Raw genomic sequence first — 25,782 nt, forward strand, 5'->3', positions numbered from 1 at the left:
CAGGAGGAATATAAGTTTATGATACGTATCGAAAACCTCAGTGTCTCCTACAAAGAAACGTTGGCACTTAAGGATATTTCACTAGTGCTCCATGGACCAACAATTACCGGTATCATTGGCCCAAACGGCGCTGGGAAATCAACACTATTAAAAGGTATGCTGGGAATTATCCCACATCAAGGTCAGGCATTTCTCGATGACAAGGAAGTTAAAAAATCCTTACACCGAATTGCCTATGTCGAACAAAAAATCAATATCGACTACAACTTTCCCATCAAGGTCAAGGAATGTGTCTCGTTAGGACTCTTTCCCTCTATCCCTCTCTTTCGAAGTTTAAAGGCTAAACATTGGAAGAAAGTGAAAGAAGCCCTTGAAATCGTCGGTCTAGCTGACTACGCTGAGCGTCAAATCAGTCAACTATCTGGAGGTCAATTCCAGCGGGTTTTGATTGCCAGATGTTTGGTACAGGAAGCCGACTATATCCTCTTGGATGAACCCTTTGTTGGGATTGACTCTGTCAGTGAGGAAATCATCATGAATACGCTGAGAGATTTGAAAAAAGCTGGGAAGACGGTTCTCATCGTCCACCACGACCTCAGCAAGGTTCCCCACTACTTCGATCAAGTCTTGCTTGTCAATCGAGAAGTGATTGCCTTTGGTCCAACCAAAGAAACCTTTACCGAAACCAATCTCAAAGAAGCTTACGGTAATCGACTCTTTTTCAATGGAGGTGACCTATGATTGCAGAATTTATCGATGGATTGCAAAAATTCCATTTCTTACAAAATGCCTTGATAACAGCCATTGTCGTCGGGGTCGTAGCTGGAGCTGTGGGATGTTTCATCATTCTACGCGGGATGTCACTCATGGGAGATGCCATTTCACATGCTGTCTTACCAGGTGTAGCCCTCTCCTTCATCTTGGGCCTTGACTTCTTTATCGGAGCCATTGTCTTTGGACTGCTAGCTGCCATCATCATTACCTACATCAAGGGAAACTCGATTATCAAAAGCGATACCGCCATCGGCATTACCTTTTCTTCTTTCTTAGCCCTCGGTATCATCTTGATTAGTGTCGCTAAAAGTTCAACTGACCTTTTCCATATCCTTTTTGGTAATATCTTGGCCGTCCAAGATACGGATATGTTTATTACTATGGGTGTTGGGGCAGTCATTCTCTTGTTAATCTGGATTTTCTTCAAGCAACTCTTGATCACTTCCTTTGATGAACTCTTGGCTAAAGCCATGGGAATGCCTGTCAATTTCTATCACTACCTTCTCATGGTACTCTTGACTCTCGTGTCTGTGACAGCCATGCAAAGTGTCGGAACTATCCTGATTGTAGCCATGCTGATTACCCCAGCTGCAACTGCTTATCTGTATGCTAATAGCCTGAAAAGCATGATTTTCCTTTCCTCAACCTTTGGAGCTACAGCTTCAGTTTTGGGACTCTTTATCGGTTATAGCTTTAACATTGCGGCAGGTTCTAGTATCGTGCTTACAGCTGCTAGTTTCTTTCTCATTAGCTTCTTTATCGCTCCCAAACAACGATATTTGAAACTGAAAAATAAACATTTGTTAAAATAAGGGGTAAAGCCCCAATAAATTGGAGGATCTAATGAAAAAATTAGGTACATTACTCGTTCTCTTTCTTTCCGTTATTGCTCTTGTAGCATGTGCTAGTGGAAAAAAAGAGGCAGCTTCTGGTCAAAAACTAAAAGTTGTTGCTACAAACTCAATCATCGCTGATATTACTAAAAATATTGCTGGTGACAAGATTGATCTTCACAGTATCGTTCCGATTGGACAAGACCCACACGAATACGAACCACTTCCTGAAGATGTTAAGAAAACTTCTGAGGCAGACCTCATTTTCTATAACGGTATCAACCTTGAAACAGGTGGCAATGCTTGGTTTACAAAATTGGTAGAAAATGCCAAGAAAACTGAAAACAAAGACTACTTTGCAGTCAGCGAAGGGGTTGAAGTTATCTACCTTGAAGGAAAAAATGAAAAAGGTAAAGAAGACCCACACGCTTGGCTCAACCTTGAAAATGGGATTATCTTTGCTAAAAATATCGCTAAACAATTGAGCGCCAAAGACCCTAACAACAAGGAATTCTATGAAAAAAATCTCAAAGAATATACTGATAAGTTAGACAAACTTGATAAAGAAAGTAAGGATAAATTTAATAACATCCCTGCTGAAAAGAAACTCATTGTAACCAGCGAAGGAGCATTCAAATACTTCTCTAAAGCCTATGGTGTCCCAAGTGCTTACATCTGGGAAATCAATACTGAAGAAGAAGGAACACCTGAACAAATCAAGACCTTGGTTGAAAAACTTCGCCAAACAAAAGTTCCATCACTCTTTGTAGAATCAAGTGTGGATGACCGTCCAATGAAAACTGTTTCTCAAGACACAAACATCCCAATCTACGCACAAATCTTTACTGACTCTATCGCAGAACAAGGTAAAGAAGGCGACAGCTACTACAGCATGATGAAATACAACCTTGATAAGATTGCTGAAGGATTGGCAAAATAATCCTATGAAAACGTCATTCTCACATGAGCTGGCGTTTTTTCTATGCCCACATTTCCGGTCAAATCATTGGAAAATTCCGGCTGTTTCAGCTAAAATGGAAGAAAAAAGATTGGAGTATCCTATGGTAACTTTTCTCGGAAATCCTGTGAGCTTTACAGGTAAACAACTACAAGTCGGCGACAAGGCACTTGATTTTTCACTCACTACAACAGACCTTTCTAAAAAATCTCTGGCTGATTTTGATGGGAAGAAAAAAGTCTTGAGTGTCGTGCCTTCTATTGATACAGGCATCTGCTCAACTCAAACACGTCGTTTTAATGAAGAATTGGCTGGACTGGACAACACGGTCGTCTTGACTGTTTCCATGGACCTGCCTTTTGCCCAGAAACGTTGGTGCGGTGCTGAAGGTATTGAAAATGCCATCATGCTCTCAGACTATTTCGACCATTCCTTTGGACGTGATTACGCCCTCTTAATCAATGAGTGGCACCTATTGGCACGCGCAGTCTTTGTCCTCGATACTGACAATACGATTCGCTACGTTGAATACGTGGACAATATCAACTCTGAACCAAACTTCGAAGCCGCAATTGCAGCTGCTAAAGCCCTATAGAAAAAATCCTCTGTCACAAAGAGTTCCCCACTCTTTGAAACGGAGGATTTTTGTTTACGAGTAAATATAAGTTCAATCAGCTAATACTCTTCGAAAATCTCTTCAAACTACGTCAGCTTTATCTGCAACCTCAAAGCGGTGCTTTGAGCAACCTGCGGCTAGCTTCCTAGTTTGCTCTTTGATTTTCATTGAGTATTACTCTACAGATTTCAAGGCTTCAAGCATATCAACCTTTCTCAGATGACGATTGACAAAGAAACCAAGCAAGGTCAAAATGGTGCTTACTGCTGCCACTGGAATTACATAGACTTCCCAGCCTACCTGTGGATAAAAGAGAATAGTCGCAGGCGAAATCATTTGAATCAAAAATTGGTGTAAATAGAAACCAGATACCAAACCAAGTACGATTCCCACAAGGGACAGCACAATCGTCTCACGATAAATGTAGAGAGTGACTTCATTATTATGAAAACCGAGAACCTTGATAGTGGAGAGTTCACGGATTCTCTCAGCCACGTTGATATTGGTCAAATTGTAGAGGATAACAATAGCCAATAGAACCGATACGATGACCAAGATGGTCATGGTCTGATTGAGTGAGCTAGCGACGGATTCAAAGAGTCGAATGGCTGAAGCATTCTGGACAACGCTGGACAACGCAGATTGATTCATAAGTAAGCCAGCCTGTCTTTCGATACTAGTAGCACTGGTATTCCTTAACGAGACCAAATAAGTGTTGGCTTGGGGTAGCTGTCCGTAAATTTGCTCATAGCTAGCCTGACTCATATAAATAAAGTGACCAACGTAGTTCTCAGTAATAGCAGCGACTGTTAATTCCTTACCTTCAATTTCTAGAGTCTGCCCAACCTTGACACCTGCCAGCTGGGCAAGTTTAGCTGTAATAACGACGCCATCTTTTAATGTCAGCTCCTGCTGATGATTTTGAAGATGGATAAAGGGAGTCAAATCCTCCTTCTCTGTCATCATAAGGGTAATAGTTTGAAGACCTGCCTTACCTTTGAAATCCTTGTCTAGCGTTTTAGAATAGATTTTCTGGTAGGCTTTGATGTCCTGCCCTTTCAACACTTCTTCTAGCTCTGCCTTGTCTTGATTGGTCGCACTAGGATTTTCAGAGACAATCATCTGATACTGTTGGATTTGTTGAAACTGTCTAGACGGAACTCCTGCTACAGAGGATTGAATTCCTAAACCTGCAAAAAGCAGAGCGACTGAGCCCGCCACACCAAATATTGTCATCAACATCCGCTGCTTATAACGGAAGATATTGCGAGCTGTTACCTTATGAGTAAAACTGAGACGACGCCAGATAAAACTGAGACGCTCCAGTAAAATTTTAGCTCCTTTAACAGGAGGTTTAGGCAGTAAAAGCTGGGCTGCTTCATCATGAAGTTCCCTCCGAGCCACCAGATAGGCTGGTAACACACTCGCCAACCAACTCAATCCAAGAGCTAGTATACTATAGCTCCAATAGAACTGAATCTGGGTTTCTCCCACCACCATGCCTTTTGTAATGACACTTGAAATCACACTGGCTAGTAAATAATGGCCAAGTATACTACCTAGAGCCGTTCCGACAGTTCCAGCTACTAGGCCGTAGAGGAGAAACTTGGCGATAATATCCTTGCTACGATAGCCCAAGGCCTTAAAAATCCCTGCATGTGTTCGCTCTTCATCCACAAAACGAGTCATAGTTGTGAAGGTAACCATAGCCGCTACGGCATAAAGAACCACAGGAAAGATATTGCCCACTGCTCGAATACTGGATGAAGCATTGCTATACATGAGATAGCCCTGACCACCTGGCATGGTCTGACGATTATATACTTGATACTTGGGCTCAGCTAAATCATCCAAGACTTGCTGATGTTTTTCTAATTTTTCCTTTTCTTGGGCTAGATTTTGTTCAGCCTGCTTTAGTTTGTCCTCTTCCTTGCTCAATTCCTGCTTAGCTTGGGTAAGTTGAGCACTGGCATGCTCTCTCTGAGATTGAGGAAGCAAGGCTAGTTGACTTTCCTGAGACTGTAAACGAGCTTGAGCAGCTGCTAAACGACGCTTGCCTTCCTGCAAATTAGCCTGAGCCTTGTCAAGGATCTCTTGCCCCTTATCGAGAGACTCTTGCCCTTCTTTTTTCAATACTTGCAGACGTGCCTTGCCATTATCTGATAGAACTTGTTCAAGGTCTTCCTGATGTTGCTTGGATTTTTCTTCATAAGCTACTGAAAAAGCATTTAAGCCTGCTAAATCTTGATATTTCAAACGAGCTATATTGTAGACTTTCTGATCAAACTGACTCGGTAAAATCACCCCATAGACTGTCAGAGTCCCACTTCCACTGCCTGCGTAGCCCATATCTCGCTGGGAGAGGATTTCAGCCGAATCCACAAAACCAGTAATGGTATAAGTATGGTCTTTTAAAGAGGAATGACCCTCTTCTTTTTCTTTAAAACTAATCTCCTTTCCCACGCTGTATTGGCCTTGTAAATGAGTGCCCAAAGCGATTTCCTTGTCTGACTGAGGAAGTCGTCCCTCTCTTAGCTGAAAGATTGAAATTCGCTCTGGTCTGGAGTACAGTCGAATGGCATCCTGCCCATTCTCCATAGTCACATCTGTCAAATAGCCAAACTCAATCTCTGCGCCCTGCGTCTGTCCTAGTTCTTCTTGATCTGCTTGATCCAAACCATAGTTAGACATGACTGCCAAATCCAAGGTTTGAGCAGTTGTTAAATAAGCATTAGCTGTCGCCTCCATGTTGGGACTGGTTACTTTGAGGCCTACTAAGGCTAGAGACCCTAACATCATCAAGGTCATGATGGATAAAAAACGCCCCTTGGAGCCTGTGAAGGACTGAATTAAGTCCTTCCAATAGGTTTTTCGCTTGATCATGCTAGTACTCCAAACTGTCAATATCCTGAGGATGCTGGTTGACCACCACATCCTTGACACTGGCATCGTGCATATGAATTACGCGATCAGCAATGGGCGCTAAAGCTCCATTATGAGTCACGATGATCACCGTCGCTCCCTTTTGACGAGACATGTCTTGGAGAATCTTCAAGACTTGCTTGCCTGTCTGATAATCCAAGGCTCCAGTCGGTTCATCACAAAGGAGGATTTTAGGATTTTTGGCTACCGCGCGTGCAATGGAGACTCGCTGTTGCTCCCCTCCAGAAAGCTGAGCTGGAAAATTATTGAAACGATGAGCCAGACCTACATCTGTCAAGACCTGCTCAGAATCCAAGGCATCCATCACGATTTCAGAAGCCAGTTCCACATTTTCCTTAGCAGTTAGATTGGACACTAGATTGTAAAACTGAAAAACAAAACCGACATCGTTGCGGCGGTAATTGGTTCGCTGGTGGGAACTATAGTCTGCAATATTGACACCATCAATCCAGATTTCCCCGTCGTCATTGGTATCCATGCCTCCAAGAAGGTTAAGAACTGTTGACTTGCCTGCACCTGATGCACCTAGAATGATGACCAACTCGCCTTCTTCAATTTCAAAATTCACATCACGATTGGCCACAATTTCCGTGTCCCCAACCTGATAACGCTTGTAACAGTGTTTCATCTCAATATAAGCCATCAGACCCACCCTCTCTCAAACAAATTACTTCCTATTACCATTATAACGCTTTTTCAACTAGTTGGAAACTGCTTACATTCTCAAATCCTTATTAAAAGGCAGTTTCAAATTACTGCCTTTTATCATCTTCTTAAAAATAAAATTGAACCAGATCACCTTCTGCTGTTGCCACCGAAACACAATCTTTCTCTATGCATTTCACTTTTGCTTTTTCTTGATTCACTTCAATCACACTTTTTTCAATATCTGGATAAGAGACTCGCAAATCTCCCCCACTTCTTGATAAAATGGTCAACTGTAAGAGTTTTTTATCCTCCCACCTCATGCTCACTTCAAAATGTCCACGTGCCATTAAGCCTGAAACGGAACCTCTTGACCATGCATCGGGTAGGGCTACTAGAGGTACCAGATAAGCTGAATGAGACTGGAGTAACATTTCTGCCATGCCACTGCTAGCACCAAAATTACCATCTATCTGAAAAGGAGGGTGGCTACACCAAAGATTTGGCAAGGTGGATGACTTTAACTGCTCTGCTAATAATTTATGGGCTCGATTACCATCTCCTAGACGCGCCCAAAGATTGATCTTATTGGCCTTGGACCAGCCTGTGCCGCCATCTCCACGATCATTGAGGCTAGCACGCGCCGCTTCAAGATACTCTTGTCCCTTGTAGCTAAAGAGATTTCCAGGATAAAGTCCCACCAGATGGGAAGCATGCCGATGTTGGGCCTCAACTTTCTCATTTTGAAAATACTGCTCTTCCTCCTCATACCACTCCCTGATTCGACCAGATTGATTGATTTGAAGAGGATTAAGCAAGTCAAACTTCTCCTTGACCTCAGTCAACAAAGCCTCATCCAGTCCCAATTCCTGAGCAGCCTGAATAAAATCATGAAATAATTGCCAAATCAGAGATTGGTCATAGGTATTGCCAATCGAAATCGGACCATGTTCTGGCGAATAAGATGGAGAAGAAACCCAACGCTGCGCCTGCTGATCCTCATGTAAAAAGGCATTCCAAAAACGAACCGTTTCCCTCAACATGGGATAAATTTTATCCCTGAGATAGTCTTGGTCCCTATAAAATGAATAGGCTTCATAAACAGTTTGCATCAGCCACGCATTGGCAGCTGGCGACCAACCCCAATAGTAATCCCAACCAGGTGCCGTCCAACCAAAGGGAGTCGCTTGAGTATGAACCAACCAACCATTCTCCTCTCCTTCCCGAGAGACGATTCCTGCATACCTTGCAGCCGCTAGACGACCATAGACACGCAAATCATCTACATAGTTGATGACCGGAAAGGTCGTCTCTAGGAGATTGGTAACATAGGCTGGCCAATAATTCATCTGCAGATTGATATTCAGGTGATAGTCCGAATTCCACGGAGGATTGTCGACCGCATTCCAGATTCCCTGTAGATTAGCTGGTAGAGTATCCGGACAGTCTCTAGAAGAACTAATCAATAAATACCGTCCATACTGGAAGAACAATTCCTCCAAAGCCTGCCCCTCTTGTGGCTTATAATTTTTTAGCAAATCATCTGTAGTGGATGCATCAACATCAGCTCCCAAATCCAATTGAACACGCTGAAATAAAGCTTGGTAGTCCTCAATATGCCTTGATTTCAATTGGGCATATCCCTTTTCTTTAGCTTTCTCCACCAAGTCCTTCACCTGTTGCTCCAAATCTAGTTTCTTGCGATAATTACTAGCAGGATTTTGGGCAAAATCCGTCTTAGCGGCCAAGAAGAGGTTGGCATAACTGGCTTCTGATATCTGAATCTTATCTGACCAGACTCTAATGTCTCCATCCGTTTCCCAAGCTAGATAACTAGCAAACCGCAGATCATTATCCTTAACTCTTCCCTTCATCAAGATATAAGAATCAGTAATATCCAGTTGGCACTCCTTGTAATCAGACTTTTCCTCCTCATACTTTCCATCAGAAGCCAAATCACGACTTAGCGACAGTTCTATAGTAAAATCTAGAGTTTCCGCCCCTTCCTTAGTAAAGCGCTGAACCAAGAGATTATCTGGAAAACTCGCAAAAGCTTCACGTTCAAATTTCGTTCCCTTATAGACATAAGAAGTCGTCGCAAGCGCCTTACTGATATTCAGTTGCCTCTGGTAATCCGTAACCTGAGACAAAGTCGTACCTTGCTGACTAAACTCAATGTGAATATCCCCAAAGGATAGATAGGTCCCATATTGACTCGTTTTTGGCCCGATCAGGTGCTGTTCAGCCAGTTCCTTAGCCCGATTGTAATCTCTCTTTTCCAAAGCCTGCCGAATCTCAGCTAAAAAACCATACTGGTCCTGAAGATTTCCACCCTGATAATCGGAACTATCAGGAAGTGGACCACCAGACCAGAGACTTTTTTCATTAAATTGAATCCTCTCAGCCCCTATAATCCCAAATACTTTTGCCCCTAAAGAACCATTGCCTATTGGTAAAGCCTCTTCTTCCCAACCCTTATATGTTGTTGAAGCTGGTCTCTTGTAGGCCAATACATAATCTTGTTTTTTATTCCTTATCATACTACCATACTAACATAAAAAGCCTAGAAATCAATTCTAGACTTACAATTTTTTATTTTCCAAGGTAGTATTCAGAAACTACGTTCAATTTTTCGTCGAATTCGAATACCAATGGTGGGAAGTTAGGGATTTCCACGTCCATGATTTCGTCGTCTGACAAACCTTTGATGTGTTTTACAAGGGCACGGATTGAGTTACCGTGAGCTCCTACGAATACGTTTTTACCATCTTTAAGAGCTGGAGCGATTTTATCTTCCCAGAATGGAAGGGCACGTTCCAAAGTCACTTTCAAGTTTTCAGCATCTGGAATAACTGAATCGTCAAGTGAAGCGTAACGACGGTCTGTGTGAGCTGAGTGCTCATCATCACGATCCATGTTTGGAGGCAATACATCGTATGAACGACGCCAGATGTGAACTTGCTCATCACCAAATTGTTCAGCAGCTTCAGCTTTGTTTTTACCAGTCAAACCACCGTAGTGACGTTCGTTCAAACGCCATGATTTTTCAACTGGAACCCACAATTGGTCAGAAGCTTCAAGAGCCAAGTTAGTTGTTTTAATCGCACGTTTCAATACTGAAGTATAAGCTTGGTCAAATTCGATACCAGCTTCTTTGATCAATTTACCAGCGTCAATCGCTTGTTGTGTACCTTTTTCAGACAAATCAACATCAGCCCAACCAGTGAAAAGGTTAGCTTTGTTCCATTCAGACTCACCGTGGCGAGCAAAAACCAATTTTACCATTAGATGGATTCTCCTTTAAATTTTCCGAGGTTTCCCCTCGTTTATCTATTCTATTTTACACAATTTTTCACAAAAAAGCTAGTCAAAACCAAAAAGGAAAGAGTTTCACACATGAAGAAACGAAACCTATCTTCATGTGCTACCCTAATTAGTAAATTTATTTTCCTCATCAAATATTGAAGTTCTAAAATCATTAGTTTGGTCAAGATAGGCTTTAAAGATTGCTCTCTTCAACTTATGAACTGAACTGTCAAATTCTGGTTTGTAATTACTCCAAGAATATCGATTCTCATCTGCATCCTTTCGAACAGCTTCATCCATTAATCGCTGCAACTCTGTAACACTACTTATAGTTTTCGTAGAAAAACTAGTCCAAGGTTTTGTTGTATCATTAAAAGTAACTTTATTCAGTCTATCAAATTGAGCTACACGTTTATTATACATATCTTGCTTGAATTGTGTCCAAGTTTTATATTGACCATTAAATACTTTTTCAAGTACTAATTCATCTGTAACTAAACCTACTTCTTTACCATAAGACTTAATCTTACTTCCCGCCGCTTTTGCATCTTTTTCATATTGATTTGAGATATAAGGTACCATGCCTTCTTTATATCCTTTTGCAGCTAATAATTCGAATGCCATACGGCGTCCCATTAAATCTCCTGGAGTCCCTATTTTACTACTTAAAGCAGAGTATATTGGTGAAAATAGATTAATTGTGTGGTATCCATTTCTTTCATACTCACCTTCATCTTTATATCCTCTTCGTGTAATAACATCATTTTCTATAAGACTATCAAATGAGTTTAATTTATAAATTTCATCCATCGTTAATCTACGAATAGCATTTGTTGCGTATACTTTATTACCATCTGGATCTTTCTTATATATATTCTCAATTTTTCTCAATAGATCATTTTTCTCATTATAACCTAATTTAGCTACAGCACGTCCTTCTAATATTTCAAGTGTATATATTAAATCAAACATATTATGCATATATTTTTGCAAGTCTTCTGCACTATTAAATCGTTGAGTTGGATCAGCTACTTGAAGTCTTGTTGAATTTTCTGAATCCTCATATTTCAAGACAGAGTTAATTGTTATTGTTGGATCATATGGGTGGTCAGGAGCTTGAAGTAATCCTTTAGCATAAAACTCTGGTCCAAGTCCATTTCGTCTTCCATAGCCTCCAAGATAAATTTCTCTATCTGAGTTATGTGTCATTTCATGAGTATATGTTACTGCACCAGATTTATCTAGCATACGATAAGCCATATAGTAGAATGCATCACCTGTCGCATATGCTCCATGTTGATTATGAACAACATTGTTTCCAGCAGGACCAAAGAAGTTTTTAATAGCTGGATGATTAGTTTCAAAGTTAGCTTCTTGTAACTTATTATCTTTATCATTTCCAAATCTAAATGCATCATAAACTAGTACACTTCTATATAATTTTTCTTTATTTTCTTTATCTAGAATTTTATACCAATAATCATAATGATCTCTAAATCGTTTAGCCGCTGCTTGTGCATTATCTTCTACAAATTTATTTAATTTCTCTCCCTTAGGATGTTCAGGACTTCTATATCTATCATAAGCACCAAATCCTATAGTTGAAATATTGGCAATCATAAATATCATTTTTTCTTCTGGTAAAGTTAATAACGGTAAGACCATACTTTGATATTTCCATGATGGACTAGTTAATCTATCATAAACACCTATAGAGTGTTCTGTTCCTTGTTCTGACTGCTTAGAACTTACTTCAGGAATAGTAGATTTTTCTTCAACTATATAAGCTTTAGATTGTGTTTTGAACCAGTCGTTATTAGAAGTAGTTGGTAAGAATACTTTTCTATATTCTTCTAATGCCTTGAATAAAGTTTCTGTCCCATAATTTTTAGATAATAATACATTGTAAGTAATTACATTATTTTTAGCTAATAAATTGTTAAAGCCAGATTTACCTAATTCAATAACATTATCTAGAGCTGAACTATTTGATTTACCAAAGAAATCTAAATGATATAATACTAAATCTTTTGCACTTGCATTATCATATTTAAAATTATACCAGCGTTCAAGATATGTTAAACCTAGAAGTAACGCCTCTTTATTTTTCTTGATTTTCTCGATTACATAATTATCAATTATCGAATTACTATTCTCAGCGATTGCTGCATCTGCTGACAGAAGTTTCGCTAAACTATCACCTATAGCTTCTTTTGTTTTTTCAAATTGTTCATCTAGATATAATTCTGTTAATTTTATGTTACTAGAAATATCTAATACTTTTCTAACAGCACCTGAATCATATTGAACAGATTTCAGGTCATTTAAAACAGTTTTTACAATATTATCATAATTATGTAATAGCGTATTAGGTGTGTATATTAATTTTGTATTAGCTATTTCATATTCTGCTACTTTAGAGAAATCTTGTCGATATTTTACATCCAATGTTTGAGAAGTATTATCTGAATAATAAAGTAACAGTTTATTAATACTAGCTTTATGTTTATTAATATCTGTGATTACTTCTTTATCCTTCATTGGAACTACAGACACAACCTCTTTAGTAAATAAATCATTATTAGTGTCTACTAAATTACCATACTTAACAATAGTCTCTCTGTTATAGAAAGGTAATAGTTTCTCAATATTTTTATATACTCTTAATCTGTTAACATCAGCATCTTTTAAGTTTTTATAATCTGTTTCATATCTAGAAGAGAAATTAAAGTCTTCTATCTTAGTATTTTTCTTAGGAACAAGTTCAGCTTTTTTCTCGAGAACTTTATTATTTTCTAATACAGTTCCTCTTTGTATTTCTGAATCTCTACTTAGTATTTCATCATCTACTTGTACTACATTGACTACCTTATTATTTTGATTACTATAAGTGTTAGTTGCTCTTATTCCTTTAAAATCATAACCAGCAATAGCATTACCGTTCGTAACATTAACGTCACTTAATACATTTGTAAGTTGACCTGAGTTTCTTTCATCTGATGATTCTCTATCCCAAAGATACCCTGCAACTCCTCCAACATAACCAAAATGTTTTACATTATTAAGATTTCCTTCAACATAACTATTTCTGATAGTTGCATTTTTATCAACAACTCCCGCTATGCCACCAACAACCTGATCTCCTGTATTAGCATTTGTCGCCATATCAATAGATGAAATTGATCTATCAATCAAAGCACTAACTCCTGAAAGTTTTCCTACTAAACCACCTATTTGATAAGTAGCTTTTGTATCATAAGTATTCGTTATTCTACCAGTAAAACTACTTTCAGAAATTATAGAGTTAGTAACTTGTGAAACTAAACCACCAATGCTACGCTCACCAGCAATTACACCAGATGAATGAACGTTAGTAATGTTAGTACCATTTTTCGCTTCTTTAGCAATTGTAGCAGCATCATCTTTAGAAGAAATATTTGCTTCTTTTATTGAAATATCTTTTACTGTAGCACGGTTTAAAGTTCTAAATAATGGTTTTTTCAGATTATATATAGCGTAGTACTTATCATTATTTTTACCAATTAATGTACCTGTAAACTCATTACTAACATAGCTTTCTTGACCATCTTGAAGTTCTACTTCACGAGCATCCATAGTTGCTCCTAAACGAAACTCTCCAGAAGGATTACTATTCATAGCATCTACTAGATTTTTAAACGATGTATAAACTCCATTTTCACTTCTCACCATCTTAGGTAGGTAGTAAGTGTAATTGTCTAAAGTACTATTGTTTTCATGTTGAATTAAATCATTAGCTTGTCCTACAATTTTATAAACATCTTGATTATCTTTTGTAGCACTTTCAATACTCTTAACGGGTAACATAACATCTTTAAAATTCTCCGATTTTACTTTCATAAAGTAATTTGTTGGATTAGTTGGAACACTCGCAAGTGAAGTTACATGTCGATATTTATTATTTTCTACTGTAAACAATTCCACATTTGAAATATTTCTAAGTTCTAGTTTCTTGTCGACTTGTTTTTCTTCTGCTTTTGGTGATGATTCTTCTTTTCCTGTAGATGTTCCTTCTATTGACGCTGTTGGGTCTGATCCTACTTGTACAGCTGGTTCATCACCCTGTGGTTTTTCTGAATCTGAATTAGATGATTCTGAGTTTTCGTTCACAGTCGAAGCTTCAGTATTTTGTGAATTTGTTTCTTCTTTATTGCCTTCTGTTACTGAAGGTGATGACTCTGAATTACCTGAATCATTTGTAGCATCTACAGATGGAATAGTTGAAGTTTCTGACGTTGGTTCGGATTTATTTTCTTCTCCAGCTGGTTGCGTAGCTGTTGACTCCCCTTCAGAAGCAGTTGATGAAGATTCAGTTGAAGAAACTGAATCCTCCGCTTTACCTTCTTCTCCTGATTCTTTTGGTGCTGGGGTTGCTTCTGCTGGTTGGCTTTGTTCTCCTGAAGTTGTAGCCTCTACCACTGGTGCTTCTGAAACTTCTGCTTTTGGTGTTGTTCCTGAAGCTTCTTCTGTTGAACCTAGAGTCGCTTCTGAACTTCCTTCCGCTGCTGGTGCACCTGTTGTAGCTACTTCTGAACCTGTTCCTGCTTCTTCAGTTTCTTTTACTTCATTTCCTGCTGTTGTTCCTGCTTCTTTTGGAGCTGGTTTCGCTGCCTCGGACTCTGTTACTTTTGGTTCCGGTGCTTCTGTTGCACCTGGTTGTTCTTCTTTATTTTCTGGAGTTGTAGGTGCTTCTGTTTTTGGTTCAGCCAATTCTGCTGACTCTGTTCCTGTTTCTCCTTCTGAAACTGTTCCTTCAGGTGTATCTTCTTTTGGAGTTGTAGGTGCTTCTGTTCCTGATTCTTCAGTTTCTTTTCCTGTTACTCCTGGAGTTACTTCTGAAGCCCCTTCTGTTCTTCCTGAAGCTCCATTTGCCACTAATTCTGTTGAATCTGGTGCTGATTCTGCTGTTCCTGTAAATGTTCCTTCAGGTGTTGATTCTGCTTCTTTAGGCTCAGCTGGTTTTTCTACCTCTGGCGCTGATTCTGTTGGTGCTGGAGACACTGGTTTTTCTGCTTTTGGCGTTGTTACAGTTGGCTCTTCTGCTTTTTGTGCTACTGGAGCTTCTGTTTCTTCTTTAACTTCTGGGCTTGTCTCTGCTGGTGCTTCTGAATCAGGTTCTTCACCCGATTCTTCCGCTCTTTCCACTACTGGTGCTGATACAGGCTGATAAACTGGGCTATAGTTCACAGTCATTTTTTCAACTTTCTCAGTGACATCTGTTAATTCAAAGGTAACAGCTTTTGTTTCCTGATCTTTCTTGAGCAAGACTTCGTAAGTGCGAACTTCGCCACTTGCACCACTTTCTTTGATGACAATCTTGTGTTTTGTGACTGTATCTGAAACCGTTTCAGCTTCGGTAAAGTACAATTCATTGTGCGGTAAGAATAAATTCTTGCCTGAAGCTTGATTCATTTCTTGGAGTACATCTACAGGGATATTACTTGCTTCGCTGATAACACTTAATGTATCTCCCCACTTAATGACATACTTAAATAAATCACCTTCTTTTTGAAGGTCAGCTTTCACTTCCTCAACTGTTCTAGCTACCCAGACACCATCTTGTTCACTGGCTGATACAGTTGGAGCTAAAAAGCCCAGACCTAGCAAAATCACACCTGTCGCAACAATTGCACCAGTTCTTAATTTTCTAAAGCCACGGAGGGACAAGCTTCCTCTAACATTTGTTTGTCTCATAATGTTTATTTCTCCTCACTAGTTTAAGAAATCGCAAGAAAAACAATCTTGCGATTTTATCATACTTACTTTCTCCTAGTATTAGCAAAACCAATTCTCATCAAACTTTAGCACCTCACAAGAGAGATTATAAACTTAGAATAACTAATTTTTATATACTAGACGCATAGAGACTTCTCAACCTTATTTCTCTTCAAATCCTTCTGCGACTGCGTCTGCAAAGTTTTCTTCTACGATGCTTGCACAGTGGTCACAGATGACTGCATGGTAGCTGCGTTCTGCTGTTGTTGGGTCGATACGACGGCAACGGTCACATACTTGGCCTGCAGCGCGTTCAACTGTGAAGGCTACATCTTCGAAGCTAACAGCAGTTTCTGGAGCTAGTCCCTCTGCGATGGTCAATTCAGACACGATTAAAAGTTGAGCTACATTGCTGTTTACTGCTTCGAGTAAAGTTTTCACAACTTCATTTGGATAAACTGTCAAGTGTGCTTCAAGTGATTTACCGATTACTTTTGCATTACGAGCTTCTTCCAAGGCTTTTTGAGCTTGTCCACGGAAGTCCATGAAGGCAGCCCATGTATCCAAGATTTCTTCTTGGTTAGCAAAAGTTTCCGCTTCTGGCAATTCTGATAATTGAACAAAATCTTCTGCTTCAAACTCAAGGTATGACCAGATTTCTTCCGCAGTGTGAGGAAGGATTGGTGTCAAGAGTTTGGTGATTTTCACAAGAATGTCATAGAAGACAGTCTGCATTTGACGGCGTTCCAGTGATTTGGCACCTTCGATGTAAACAACATCTTTAGCAAAATCAAGGTAGAATGCTGACAAATCAACGTTGATAAAGTTCACCAAGGCCTTATAGATTGTCAAGAATTCAAAGTCCGCATAGGCATCACGAATGGTCTTGACAAGCTGGTTAAAGCGAATCGTCATGTACTTATCAACTGAACGAAGTTCATCGTAAGCGACTACATCTTGAGCTGGGTTAAAGTCAGATGTGTTGGCAATCAAGAAACGAAGAGTGTTACGAATCTTACGGTAAGTTTCAGAGACTTGGCTCAAAATATCCATAGAGATACGCACGTCGTTGCTTGAATCCACACTTGTTACCCAAAGACGCAAGATTTCAGCACCAAATTGTTTTTCAACATCACTTGGAGCAATGGTATTTCCAAGAGATTTAGACATCTTCTCACCTTTACCGTCAAGGGCAAAACCTTGTGACAAGATTTGCTTGTAAGGTGCTACACCATGGTTGGCAACAGATGTGATGAGTGATGAGTTGAACCAACCACGGTATTGGTCAGAACCTTCTAGGTAAAGGTCTGCTGGGTAAGTCAACTCAGGACGGTTTACTACAACTCCATTCCATGATGAACCTGAGTCAAACCAAACGTCCATGATATCTGTTTCTTTTTTGAACTCACCATTTGGTGAACCTGGATGAGTAAATCCTTCTGGCAAGAGGTCCTTAGCATCACGTTCCCACCAAATGCTTGAACCATGTTCTTCAAAAAGTTGAGCTACGTGTTCAATCGTTTCAGCAGTCATGATCGCTGTACCATCTTCAGCGTAGAAGATAGGAAGCGGAACACCCCAAGCACGTTGACGAGAGATAACCCAGTCGCCACGGTCACGAATCATATTGTAAAGACGGACTTTACCCCATTCTGAGTGGAATTTCACTTTTTCAATTTCATCCAAGATTTCTTGGCGGAATTTTGAAACAGAGGCGAACCATTGTGGTACTGCACGCCAGATGATTGGTTTCTTGGTACGCCAGTCAAATGGGTATGAGTGGGAGATTTCTTCTTGGGCAAGAAGGAGGTTACCAAGTTTTTCAATAACAGTTGGAACTACCTTTTCATAGAATTGACCTTCAAACTCAGCACCAGCATTAGCCATCATGATACCACGTTCGTCAACAGTGACTGCGACTTCAAGATCATTAGCAATACCGACATTGTAGTCGTCCTCACCAAAACCAGGGGCTGTATGGACAATACCAGTACCAGAGTCAGTTGTAACATGGTCACCAAGAATCACCAACTCATCTACAGCTGTATCCCATGGGTGTTCTGTTACGATGTGGTTCAATTCTTGACCACGGTAAGTTGCCAACACTTGAACATCAGCCCAATCAAATTTCTCAGACAAGCTAGTCAACAACTCTGCAGCAACGACAAACTTACGAGCTTCACCAGCAGGTTGAACCAAAACGTAATCAATATCTGCACCAACCGTCAAACCACGAGAAGCTGTGATGGTAAATGGAGTAGTTGTCCAAACAACGATGTAAGTATCTGTATCTAGAACACCTTTGCCATCTTTGACCTTGTTGGCATAGTAAAGGGAAGTTGAAACCAAGTCATGGTATTCAATCTCTGCTTCCGCAAGGGCTGACTCAGATGACCAAGACCAGTAAACTGGCTTGGCACCACGGTAAATGTAACCTTTATTAGCCATCTCACCAAATACACGGATTTGAGCTGCCTCATAGTCAGGAGTCAAAGTCACATATGGATTTTCCCAGTCACCAGAAACACCCAAACGTTTAAAGTCTTCACGTTGTTTATCTACTTGAGAAAGAGCATATTCACGGCAAAGTTTCAAGTACTCAACCAAGTCCATTTCTTTGCGTTTGACACCTTGTTTTGCCAAAACTTGCTCGATTGGCAGACCATGAGTGTCCCAACCCGGGATAAATGGTGCGTAAAAACCTGACATAGATTTTGAGCGAACAATGATATCTTTTGAAATCTTGTTCATAGCATGTCCAACGTGGATATTTCCGTTAGCGTATGGAGGGCCATCATGCAAGGTGAAATGAGGTTTTCCTTGGTTCAATTCTTGACGACGTTGGTAAAGTTTTGCATCTTCCCATTCCTTTTGCCAAACTGGCTCTTTGGTCGGAAGGCCTGCACGCATTGGGAAAGCTGTTTTCCCAAGGTTAAGGGTATCTTTGAGTTTCATGGTATCTCCTTTATAAATAATAACAAATTAAAAACCACGACTGCCAAAAAGGACGAAAATCGTGGTACCACCTTTATTCGGAAAAAGATTTAGTCTTTCTCCCTCTTATCCCGTAACGTGGGGAACGTCAAATCTTACTAGCTTCAGACTTGAGTTTTTGAGAGGATAATCTTATCGTTAGGGAATGCAGGACTCACACCATCTCCTGCTCGCTGGAAATATAAGGATAAGATATTGTTCTCAGAATATTTCTTATAAAATTGTAACAGATTCTTGCGGTGCTTCAAATCCTGGTGCTGAATCAAACGTTTCTGTAGTTGGTGTTGGAGCCGAAGGATGTACTGGAGCTACTTCTGGTTCTTCGTACATTGGACCAACTGGATGAGCAGGCTCTTCTTCCATTTGAGGACTCACTACAGGAGTTGGATTTTCCACTTCCTGTTTAGCCTGAGCTTCAAATTCAGCCAATTCTTTATTGGCTGCCTCAATACGAGCTTGTAACTCTGCCATTTCTGCTTGAGAGAACTGACGTGTCATATCAATTGGTTCTTCCTCAATTGGAGCTGGAATCGGTTCCCCAAGTACTTCGCTAACCACTTCTTTAAAGGCTTCATCACTGGTTTGAAGATAAGTAGCTGTTGGACGGAGAATATCTTCCCAATCTGAAGATTCAACAATAGCCAACTGGCTCTCAATTGTAGATTTAAGACGTTGGTGGAAGACACGGCTCTTGTTCTTCAATTCTTCTGTTTCAACAGCAACTTTCTTAGCATTATCCGTTGCTTGACGAAGAATCTCGTTTGCCTTATATTTAGCTTCTTCCAACAAGCGTTGCGCATCCTGCTCTGCTTGATGAATGATATTGTTTGAACGTTCATGCGCCGCCTGTTTCACTCGCTCAGCTGTGTCTTGGGCAATCAATACAGACTGGCTCAATGAATCTTTCATCTCATCAAAGTAAGACAAACGCTCTTCTAAACTCTTAATACGCAAATCTTTATCATGATTCGCACGAACAAGATCTTCGTAATCACGAACCACAATATCTAAAAATTCATCGACTTCTTCTGGATCAAAACCTCTGAATCGAGTTCCAAAGGTTTTGTCCTTTATTTCTAATGATGTAATTGGCATTCTATTCCTCACTTACTTAATAATAACTGGACGGTTATTTTTTTCTTCTCTTTTTTCGTTTGTCCCTTATCTTGAAGCAATCTCAAGCGCCCAAATTTTCTCACACTAATCAAGTCTCCAACTTGAACAATATAATCTGATTTGTCTACCACATGATAATTTACTTGGACAAGTTTCTTTTCAATCAACTGGTTTGCTTGATTCCTAGATAGTTTCAAAACATTTGATAAAAGAACATCTAATCTAAAACTAGACACAGATAAATCCAGCTCTCGATACTGTTCTAGCTTATCTATTTTCTCGGTGAAAGGACGGTCCTCCAGCGAAACGGGTATACGGCCAATTTTCTTTAATCCATCTTGAAAGAGAAGAAGAAATTGCTGATTGACCATAATCTGCGCCCGTTCTTCATCTACTAGGATATCTCCAAAAAGTTTCCGTTCAATCCCTAATTGATTGATGACTGTCCCTAAAATCTTAGCATGCGTTAAGTGTTCAAATTTATTGGAATACACTATTTCCTGGAGAGATATTTCAAAATCTGAAAACTCTGGCTGGAAATAATCTGGGTATAATAAAACTCGAACATACTCACTCAAGACGAATTCCCCACTACTGCTACAAGCAAGACCATAGGTTTTGGCCAAAATCTTTAATAGCTTCTCCTGATGAGGATTGATAAAAGGAGTTAAAAAAGGAGCATAGCTATCTTCTACCTTCTTTATCCATTCCATTCCCTTGTCAAGAAATGGACGATCTTCTATGGAGAAATGCTGGTAAATCCCTTTATTCATCCTATCATCGCCAGAAAACGGACTAGGTTTTCTCCTAAAAATCGAATCAAAACAATCGCAACCCAAACAGATAAATCAAGACCTGCTATCTGTAAAGGCAGGCGTTGCAAGGGAGAAAGCACTGGCTTTACCAATGCTACAATCCAACGACCTAAACTGGATTCATAGGCACCTGGAAACCAAGACATGACAGCGAAGGCTACTAAAATCAGGGAGTAAATATCCACTGCATTATAAATCATACGAATTAAAAAAATCATTATCGTACTCTATTTCGCTTCATATCAAAGCCAAACTCACCATTTTGTTCTTCATCTGGCAAGCGAATATCTTCTACATTGACAATGACATTCACTGGTGTCAACAGATACATGGTAGAAGCTACCTTTTTCAGATTACCAGCTAGAACATGACAAGCTCCATCCAAATAGTCCAAACAACGACGGGCCTGCACCTCTGTCATATACTGAAAATCAATCAAAATACTTTCGTTGCCTGCCAATAAATCAACAATTTCTGTTGCGTCTTCATATTTTCTAGGATAACGAACATCTATAATGACCTTATCCGTTGCACGCTGACTCTGATTTGCCAATTCCTGTTGTCTTGCATGAAGTCTGGTGATATTGCTATCTTTTGCACCAGCAGACTGTGAAGGTTGATGCATTGGGAGAGCCGGTTCCTGTGAAGAATTTACTGGAGTAAACACAGGCTCATCTCTTTTTTCATAAGGGAGACTTGAATCCTCATCCTCCGTAAAATAATCTATAAATCTATCGAATCTATCTTTTAAAGACATGGTTCTCTCCTACTTAAAAAATGCTGTACCTATACGAACAAAGGTGGAACCGAATTGAATCGCTTCTTTATAATCACGACTCATTCCCATACTTAACTCAGTCATAGGCATATTTGGAATTTGTTTTTCTTGAATTTCTCTTTGCAAATCTTGGGTCGCCTTGAAAATCTCTTTCAACTGCTCCCTGCTAGCTTCAAAGGGTGCCATCGTCATTAAACCAACATATTCAATCTTATCTAGTCTGGCTAACTCTGGCAAGATTTCCAGCAGTTCCTCTCTCGAAAAACCGTGCTTGCTTTCTTCTTTAGAAATATTTACCTGAAGGAAACACTTGATGACTCGGTCACTTCTTTTTTGAATTTCCTCTGCTAGCTTGACTGAATCCAAAGCATGGAAATAATCAACGTATTGAATGACATCTTTCACCTTACGTCTTTGTAAGGTACCAATCAAATGCCAAGTCACATCTCGATCTTTTAAAGCTTCATATTTCTCCAGAAACTTATCGACACGATTTTCACCGATATGATGAACACCTAGCGGAAGCAAGGCTTCCGCTGTCGGTACATCTACATACTTGGTAACTGCAATGACAGAGACTGAACCACTCTCTCGATGAGCACTCAGACTAGCCTCTGCAACTTCTCGAAAAACAAGTTCTGTATTTTCTTTTACATTCATTTACTTAACGATTTTTGAAAAATGGAGGTGTATCCAATTCATCTTCATCTTGTGATGTTGGGGCTTCAAAGCGTTCAACTGGAGAAACGACTGAATCTGTTGTACGAACAATCGATTCACGGCGAAGATCCCAATCACCAAAAGCAGATGCCTGAGTTGGTTCCAAACGACGTGGATTTTGTTTTGGCAATTCAGCTGTTTCTGCCATATCAAAATGACGATCAAACCCATGTGAATGGGCTGGTTTCACTGTCTCACGGTAGTTAGTAGTCGGTCTAGCTTGTGGAGCCACAACCTTTTCTACGCGGTCTTGACGAACACCCGTTGCGACAACTGTTACACGAATTTCATCACGCATACTTTCATCAATTGAAGTACCGAGCCAGATGTTCACTCCTTGACCTGCTGCCTGGTTCACAATTTGTGAAGCCTCTTCTGCCTCAATCAAGGTTAAGTCGAGCCCACCAGTAACGTTGACGATAACATCCTCAGCACCGTCAATTGTTGTTTCAAGAAGTGGAGAGTAAATTGCCTTACGCGCCGCTTCTACCACACGTTCTTCTCCACTACCGATACCAATCCCCATAAGAGCATTCCCTTTATTTGCCATCACCGTTTTCACATCGGCAAAGTCAAGGTTAATCAATCCTGGATTGGTAATCAAATCGGTAATTCCTTGAACACCTTGACGAAGAACGTTATCCGCTTCGCTAAGAGCCTCCAAGAGCGGTGTTTTCTTATCAACAATTTCAAGCAAGTTGTTGTTTGAAATAATCAATAGAGTATCTACATGCTCACGTAGTTGATTGATTCCTTCTACAGCAAATTGTCCACGCTTGCTTCCTTCAAAACCAAACGGACGTGTTACAACACCAACTGTAAGAGCACCTAAATCTTTGGCGATACGAGCAATAACAGGAGCAGCTCCAGTTCCAGAGCCTCCTCCCATACCAGCAGTGATGAAGACCATATCTGCGCCACTGATAGCTTCCGTCAGTGTTTCTTCGCTTTCTTCAGCAGCTTTACGACCAACCTCAGGTTGACCTCCTGCACCCAAACCACGAGTCAATTTAGGTCCCAACTGAATAACAGTCTCAGCTTTTGTACTGCTCAATGCTTGTACATCTGTGTTTGCTGCGATAAATTCTACACCTGTAACACCTTCGTCGACCATACGGTTGATGGCATTGCCACCACCTCCACCGACACCAATTACTTTAATCACTGCACCTTGAGCAGCAGCTGTATCAAATGAAAATGTCATAATTTATTTTTCCTCTTTATTCGTCAAACATGCTTCCGATCAAGCCACGGAAACGATCTGCTAATTTCGGTTTATTTTGTGAAGCTTGTTGGAAATCCGCCATTGGTTCTGTAGGCGCCACCGGCTCTACTTCTGGAGCTGGAGCTGGTTGAATAGGCGTTGATTGTACAAACTGAGCTGTCTTTTGCAACATCCCACCAAAGCTAATCGGCTGATGACTTAAGTCATTCTCACCTTTTATAGCTCTCTGAGCCAAAAGATTAACTTCTGTTAATTGACCCGCAAATTCTGATAAACTAATCACATGCGCAAAGGCTGGATTACGGATACCAACTTGATTTGGAACATAAAGCTTGACACGGACGCCAAAGACTTCCTGAGCAAGTTCAACCATACCCGGTAAAATGGCATTCCCACCGATTAAGACAATACCACCAGGGAGCTCCAATAGACGTCTTCTATCTAATTCTTGCTTAATTTGTTCAAGGATGTGCTTAATTCGTGCAGAAATAATTTCTGACAAGTAGGCTTCCGTCACTTCGACTGCTTCTACTTCTCCAATAACTTCTACTTGGAAGGTTTCTTTGCTTGCAAGAGGCGGATAGGCTTCCCCATAATTCAGTTTCAAGCCTTCCGCTAATTTGCGAGAAGTTTTCAAGACTTTAGAGATATCCTTAGTTACATAATCTCCGCCTTCTTGGAGAATATTGGTAAACTGGAGTTCTTGGTTACGGATTGTAGCGACAGTCGTTTGACCTGCCCCCATATCAATCACTGTAGCACCAAATTCACGTTCCCCTTCGTTCAAAACTGATTGAACCATTGCTAGTGGCGAAATGATAACATTTTCAACCTGGACACCTGCACGTTCAACTGTCTTACGCAAATTGTGCAAGATAGTACGAGGTCCTGTATAAAGCAAACCACGCATTTCAAGGCGAACCCCCATCATGCCACGTGGGTCACGAATCCCTTGGAAACCATCCACAATAAATTCTTCAGGAATAAAGGTAATGACTTCACGGTCAGGTGTCATACTCTTTGTCAAAGCTGATTTGACAACATTTTCAACATCTTGATCCGTAATTTCCTTGGTATCAGATGTTACTGGAATCATCCCTTGAGTTGGTTCGACCTGCAAAAGATTACCAGGCAAGCCGACATTCACTGATTTAATCGAAATGCCTGCCTTTTCTTCCGCTTGGGAAATAGCTGATTTGATAGCAGTTGCTGCTGCATCAATATCAACAATAATTCCATCCTTTACACCTTTACTTTTGGCATTACTCACGCCAATTACATTTAATTCACCATTTCTCTTCTCGGCCACAAGCACCTTGACAGAGCTTGTTCCAATATCTAGACCTGTAAAAAAGCCTTCTCTAGCCATTACATCGCATCCTCTCTATCTTCCAAGTTTCGCACTTCGTATTATTCCATAGCTAAACATAGGCATAGCTATTCACAGAATATTATAACACAAAAAATTTAATCGTGCTTGCTTTTTTCCTAAATTTCCCAGCCAATTTTTGAATTTGTCTATTCAGAAATTTTTGTTTTATAGGCTACTTGTAAAACACTCTAAGACAAAAAAAGAAAGCTCTGTGTTAAGCTTTCTTTGCAATCATTTTTTCTGCTTCTTGTTCTAAAAATAGTTCCAAGATTTTCTTTGTTAACGTAATCGCTGCTGACAGGGCCAGAGAAACGATTAAATAATTAGCTATTAAGCCATGGTCTCCAACCAATGGTGGTTTTGTCAGGAATCCGTAATCTCCACCTGTTACCGAATTGACCACAAAAATCAAGGCATTTAATGCAAAGGTCATGAGAAAAATTCCCTTCACATCCAACAATCGCGCATTATACTGTCTCAATAGATAAACTAGAGAGTTCCCCAAGAGTGCTAAATGCCCAAAAATAAAGGATAAAATGGTGATATGGGGGAAAGGATAGGCATCTGACACTGGATAAACAAAGGCTGCTAATGTCCCAAATGTTCCTAGTAATGCAAAATACTGCCTATATTTAGACTGACCAGGAAGCAAAAGCACCACAAACATAGCCATACGGCAATGGTAAAAGGGTAAGCTTTCTGATAGTGGCATATGGTTGACCCCATACCAACCATAAAGTAGGATTAACTGAACGGCCTGTAAAATCTGGAAAAATCGTTGGTAAACCCTCGTTTCACGATAGCGATAGGCTGTATAAAAGGTCAAACCCAAGAGTGTAAATATACTGATATACCAAAAAAGATCAAACTTGGGTGGTTCTGTTGCTTGGGTCGTAAAGAAAATATCCCATAAATTCATCTAGTCTTCCTCAT

At 40.1% G+C, this 25,782-nt stretch carries 18 protein-coding genes; 4 read left to right on the forward strand and 14 right to left on the reverse strand.

Translation table 11 applies throughout. The features are described from left to right. The first annotated feature begins 18 nt into the window (after positions 1-18). The 4 genes from HT689_RS02415 to tpx all read left to right on the forward strand — a co-directional run bounded on the left by HT689_RS02415 (position 19) and on the right by tpx (position 3,160). Complete coding sequence (locus HT689_RS02415; protein ID WP_000619142.1) at positions 19-741, forward strand: metal ABC transporter ATP-binding protein; 723 nt, start codon at positions 19-21, stop codon at positions 739-741. Beyond that, complete coding sequence (locus tag HT689_RS02420; RefSeq protein ID WP_173280781.1) at positions 738-1,586, forward strand: metal ABC transporter permease; 849 nt, start codon at positions 738-740, stop codon at positions 1,584-1,586. The genes HT689_RS02415 and HT689_RS02420 overlap by 4 nt, the downstream gene beginning before the upstream one ends. 31 nt (positions 1,587-1,617) lie before the next feature. Then, entirely contained in the window at positions 1,618-2,547 is a 930-nt protein-coding gene (gene psaA / locus HT689_RS02425) for a metal ABC transporter substrate-binding lipoprotein/adhesin PsaA (protein ID WP_172922047.1), read from the forward strand. 121 nt (positions 2,548-2,668) lie between these two features. Further along, positions 2,669-3,160, forward strand: a complete 492-nt coding sequence (gene tpx, locus HT689_RS02430) for a thiol peroxidase (protein ID WP_000256026.1) — start codon at positions 2,669-2,671, stop codon at positions 3,158-3,160. 195 nt (positions 3,161-3,355) lie between these two features. Here tpx and HT689_RS02435 read toward each other — a convergent pair whose 3' ends face one another. The 14 genes from HT689_RS02435 to HT689_RS02500 all read right to left on the reverse strand — a co-directional run bounded on the left by HT689_RS02435 (position 3,356) and on the right by HT689_RS02500 (position 25,768). Continuing rightward, positions 3,356-6,064, reverse strand: a complete 2,709-nt coding sequence (locus HT689_RS02435) for an FtsX-like permease family protein (protein WP_173225766.1) — start codon at positions 6,062-6,064, stop codon at positions 3,356-3,358. A 1-nt stretch (position 6,065) separates the two neighbouring features. Further along, a complete protein-coding gene (locus HT689_RS02440; protein ID WP_173225764.1) occupies positions 6,066-6,767 on the reverse strand; it encodes an ABC transporter ATP-binding protein in 702 nt (233 codons plus the stop codon). A gap of 130 nt (positions 6,768-6,897) precedes the next feature. Continuing rightward, positions 6,898-9,309, reverse strand: a complete 2,412-nt coding sequence (locus tag HT689_RS02445) for a glycoside hydrolase family 95 protein (RefSeq protein WP_173225761.1) — start codon at positions 9,307-9,309, stop codon at positions 6,898-6,900. A gap of 52 nt (positions 9,310-9,361) precedes the next feature. After that, on the reverse strand, positions 9,362-10,054 hold the full coding sequence (locus HT689_RS02450; RefSeq protein WP_000240129.1) for a phosphoglycerate mutase: 693 nt from the start codon (positions 10,052-10,054) through the stop codon (positions 9,362-9,364). Positions 10,055-10,198: 144 nt separating this feature from the next. Then, positions 10,199-15,808: a ZmpA/ZmpB/ZmpC family metallo-endopeptidase gene (locus tag HT689_RS02455; protein WP_173225758.1), complete on the reverse strand. Its 5,610-nt coding sequence runs from the start codon at positions 15,806-15,808 to the stop codon at positions 10,199-10,201. A 183-nt stretch (positions 15,809-15,991) separates the two neighbouring features. Next, entirely contained in the window at positions 15,992-18,784 is a 2,793-nt protein-coding gene (gene ileS, locus HT689_RS02460) for an isoleucine--tRNA ligase (RefSeq protein WP_173225755.1), read from the reverse strand. 252 nt (positions 18,785-19,036) lie between these two features. Beyond that, positions 19,037-19,918, reverse strand: a complete 882-nt coding sequence (locus HT689_RS02465) for a DivIVA domain-containing protein (protein ID WP_345789531.1) — start codon at positions 19,916-19,918, stop codon at positions 19,037-19,039. A gap of 8 nt (positions 19,919-19,926) precedes the next feature. Beyond that, on the reverse strand, positions 19,927-20,712 hold the full coding sequence (locus tag HT689_RS02470) for an RNA-binding protein (RefSeq protein ID WP_173225752.1): 786 nt from the start codon (positions 20,710-20,712) through the stop codon (positions 19,927-19,929). After that, a complete protein-coding gene (locus HT689_RS02475; RefSeq protein ID WP_100104129.1) occupies positions 20,709-20,972 on the reverse strand; it encodes a YggT family protein in 264 nt (87 codons plus the stop codon). Before HT689_RS02475 ends, HT689_RS02470 begins: the two co-directional genes overlap by 4 nt. Continuing rightward, positions 20,972-21,511 carry a cell division protein SepF gene (locus HT689_RS02480; protein WP_173225748.1) on the reverse strand — a complete coding sequence of 180 codons (540 nt, stop codon included), beginning with the start codon at positions 21,509-21,511 and terminating at the stop codon, positions 20,972-20,974. The genes HT689_RS02475 and HT689_RS02480 overlap by 1 nt, the downstream gene beginning before the upstream one ends. 9 nt (positions 21,512-21,520) lie before the next feature. Continuing rightward, positions 21,521-22,192 (reverse strand): YggS family pyridoxal phosphate-dependent enzyme, encoded by a 672-nt coding sequence (locus HT689_RS02485; RefSeq protein ID WP_173225744.1) that lies wholly within the window; start codon positions 22,190-22,192, stop codon positions 21,521-21,523. A 4-nt stretch (positions 22,193-22,196) separates the two neighbouring features. After that, complete coding sequence (gene ftsZ, locus HT689_RS02490) at positions 22,197-23,456, reverse strand: cell division protein FtsZ (RefSeq protein WP_000144272.1); 1,260 nt, start codon at positions 23,454-23,456, stop codon at positions 22,197-22,199. A 16-nt stretch (positions 23,457-23,472) separates the two neighbouring features. Next, positions 23,473-24,846 carry a cell division protein FtsA gene (gene ftsA, locus HT689_RS02495; protein WP_173225738.1) on the reverse strand — a complete coding sequence of 458 codons (1,374 nt, stop codon included), beginning with the start codon at positions 24,844-24,846 and terminating at the stop codon, positions 23,473-23,475. A gap of 217 nt (positions 24,847-25,063) precedes the next feature. Beyond that, a complete protein-coding gene (locus tag HT689_RS02500; protein ID WP_173225735.1) occupies positions 25,064-25,768 on the reverse strand; it encodes a TIGR02206 family membrane protein in 705 nt (234 codons plus the stop codon). Between the last annotated feature and the right edge of the window lie 14 nt (positions 25,769-25,782).

Origin of the sequence: Streptococcus sp. 2342, from assembly GCF_013276795.1 — a bacterium.
In the GTDB taxonomy this organism is placed as follows: Bacteria; Bacillota; Bacilli; order Lactobacillales; family Streptococcaceae; genus Streptococcus.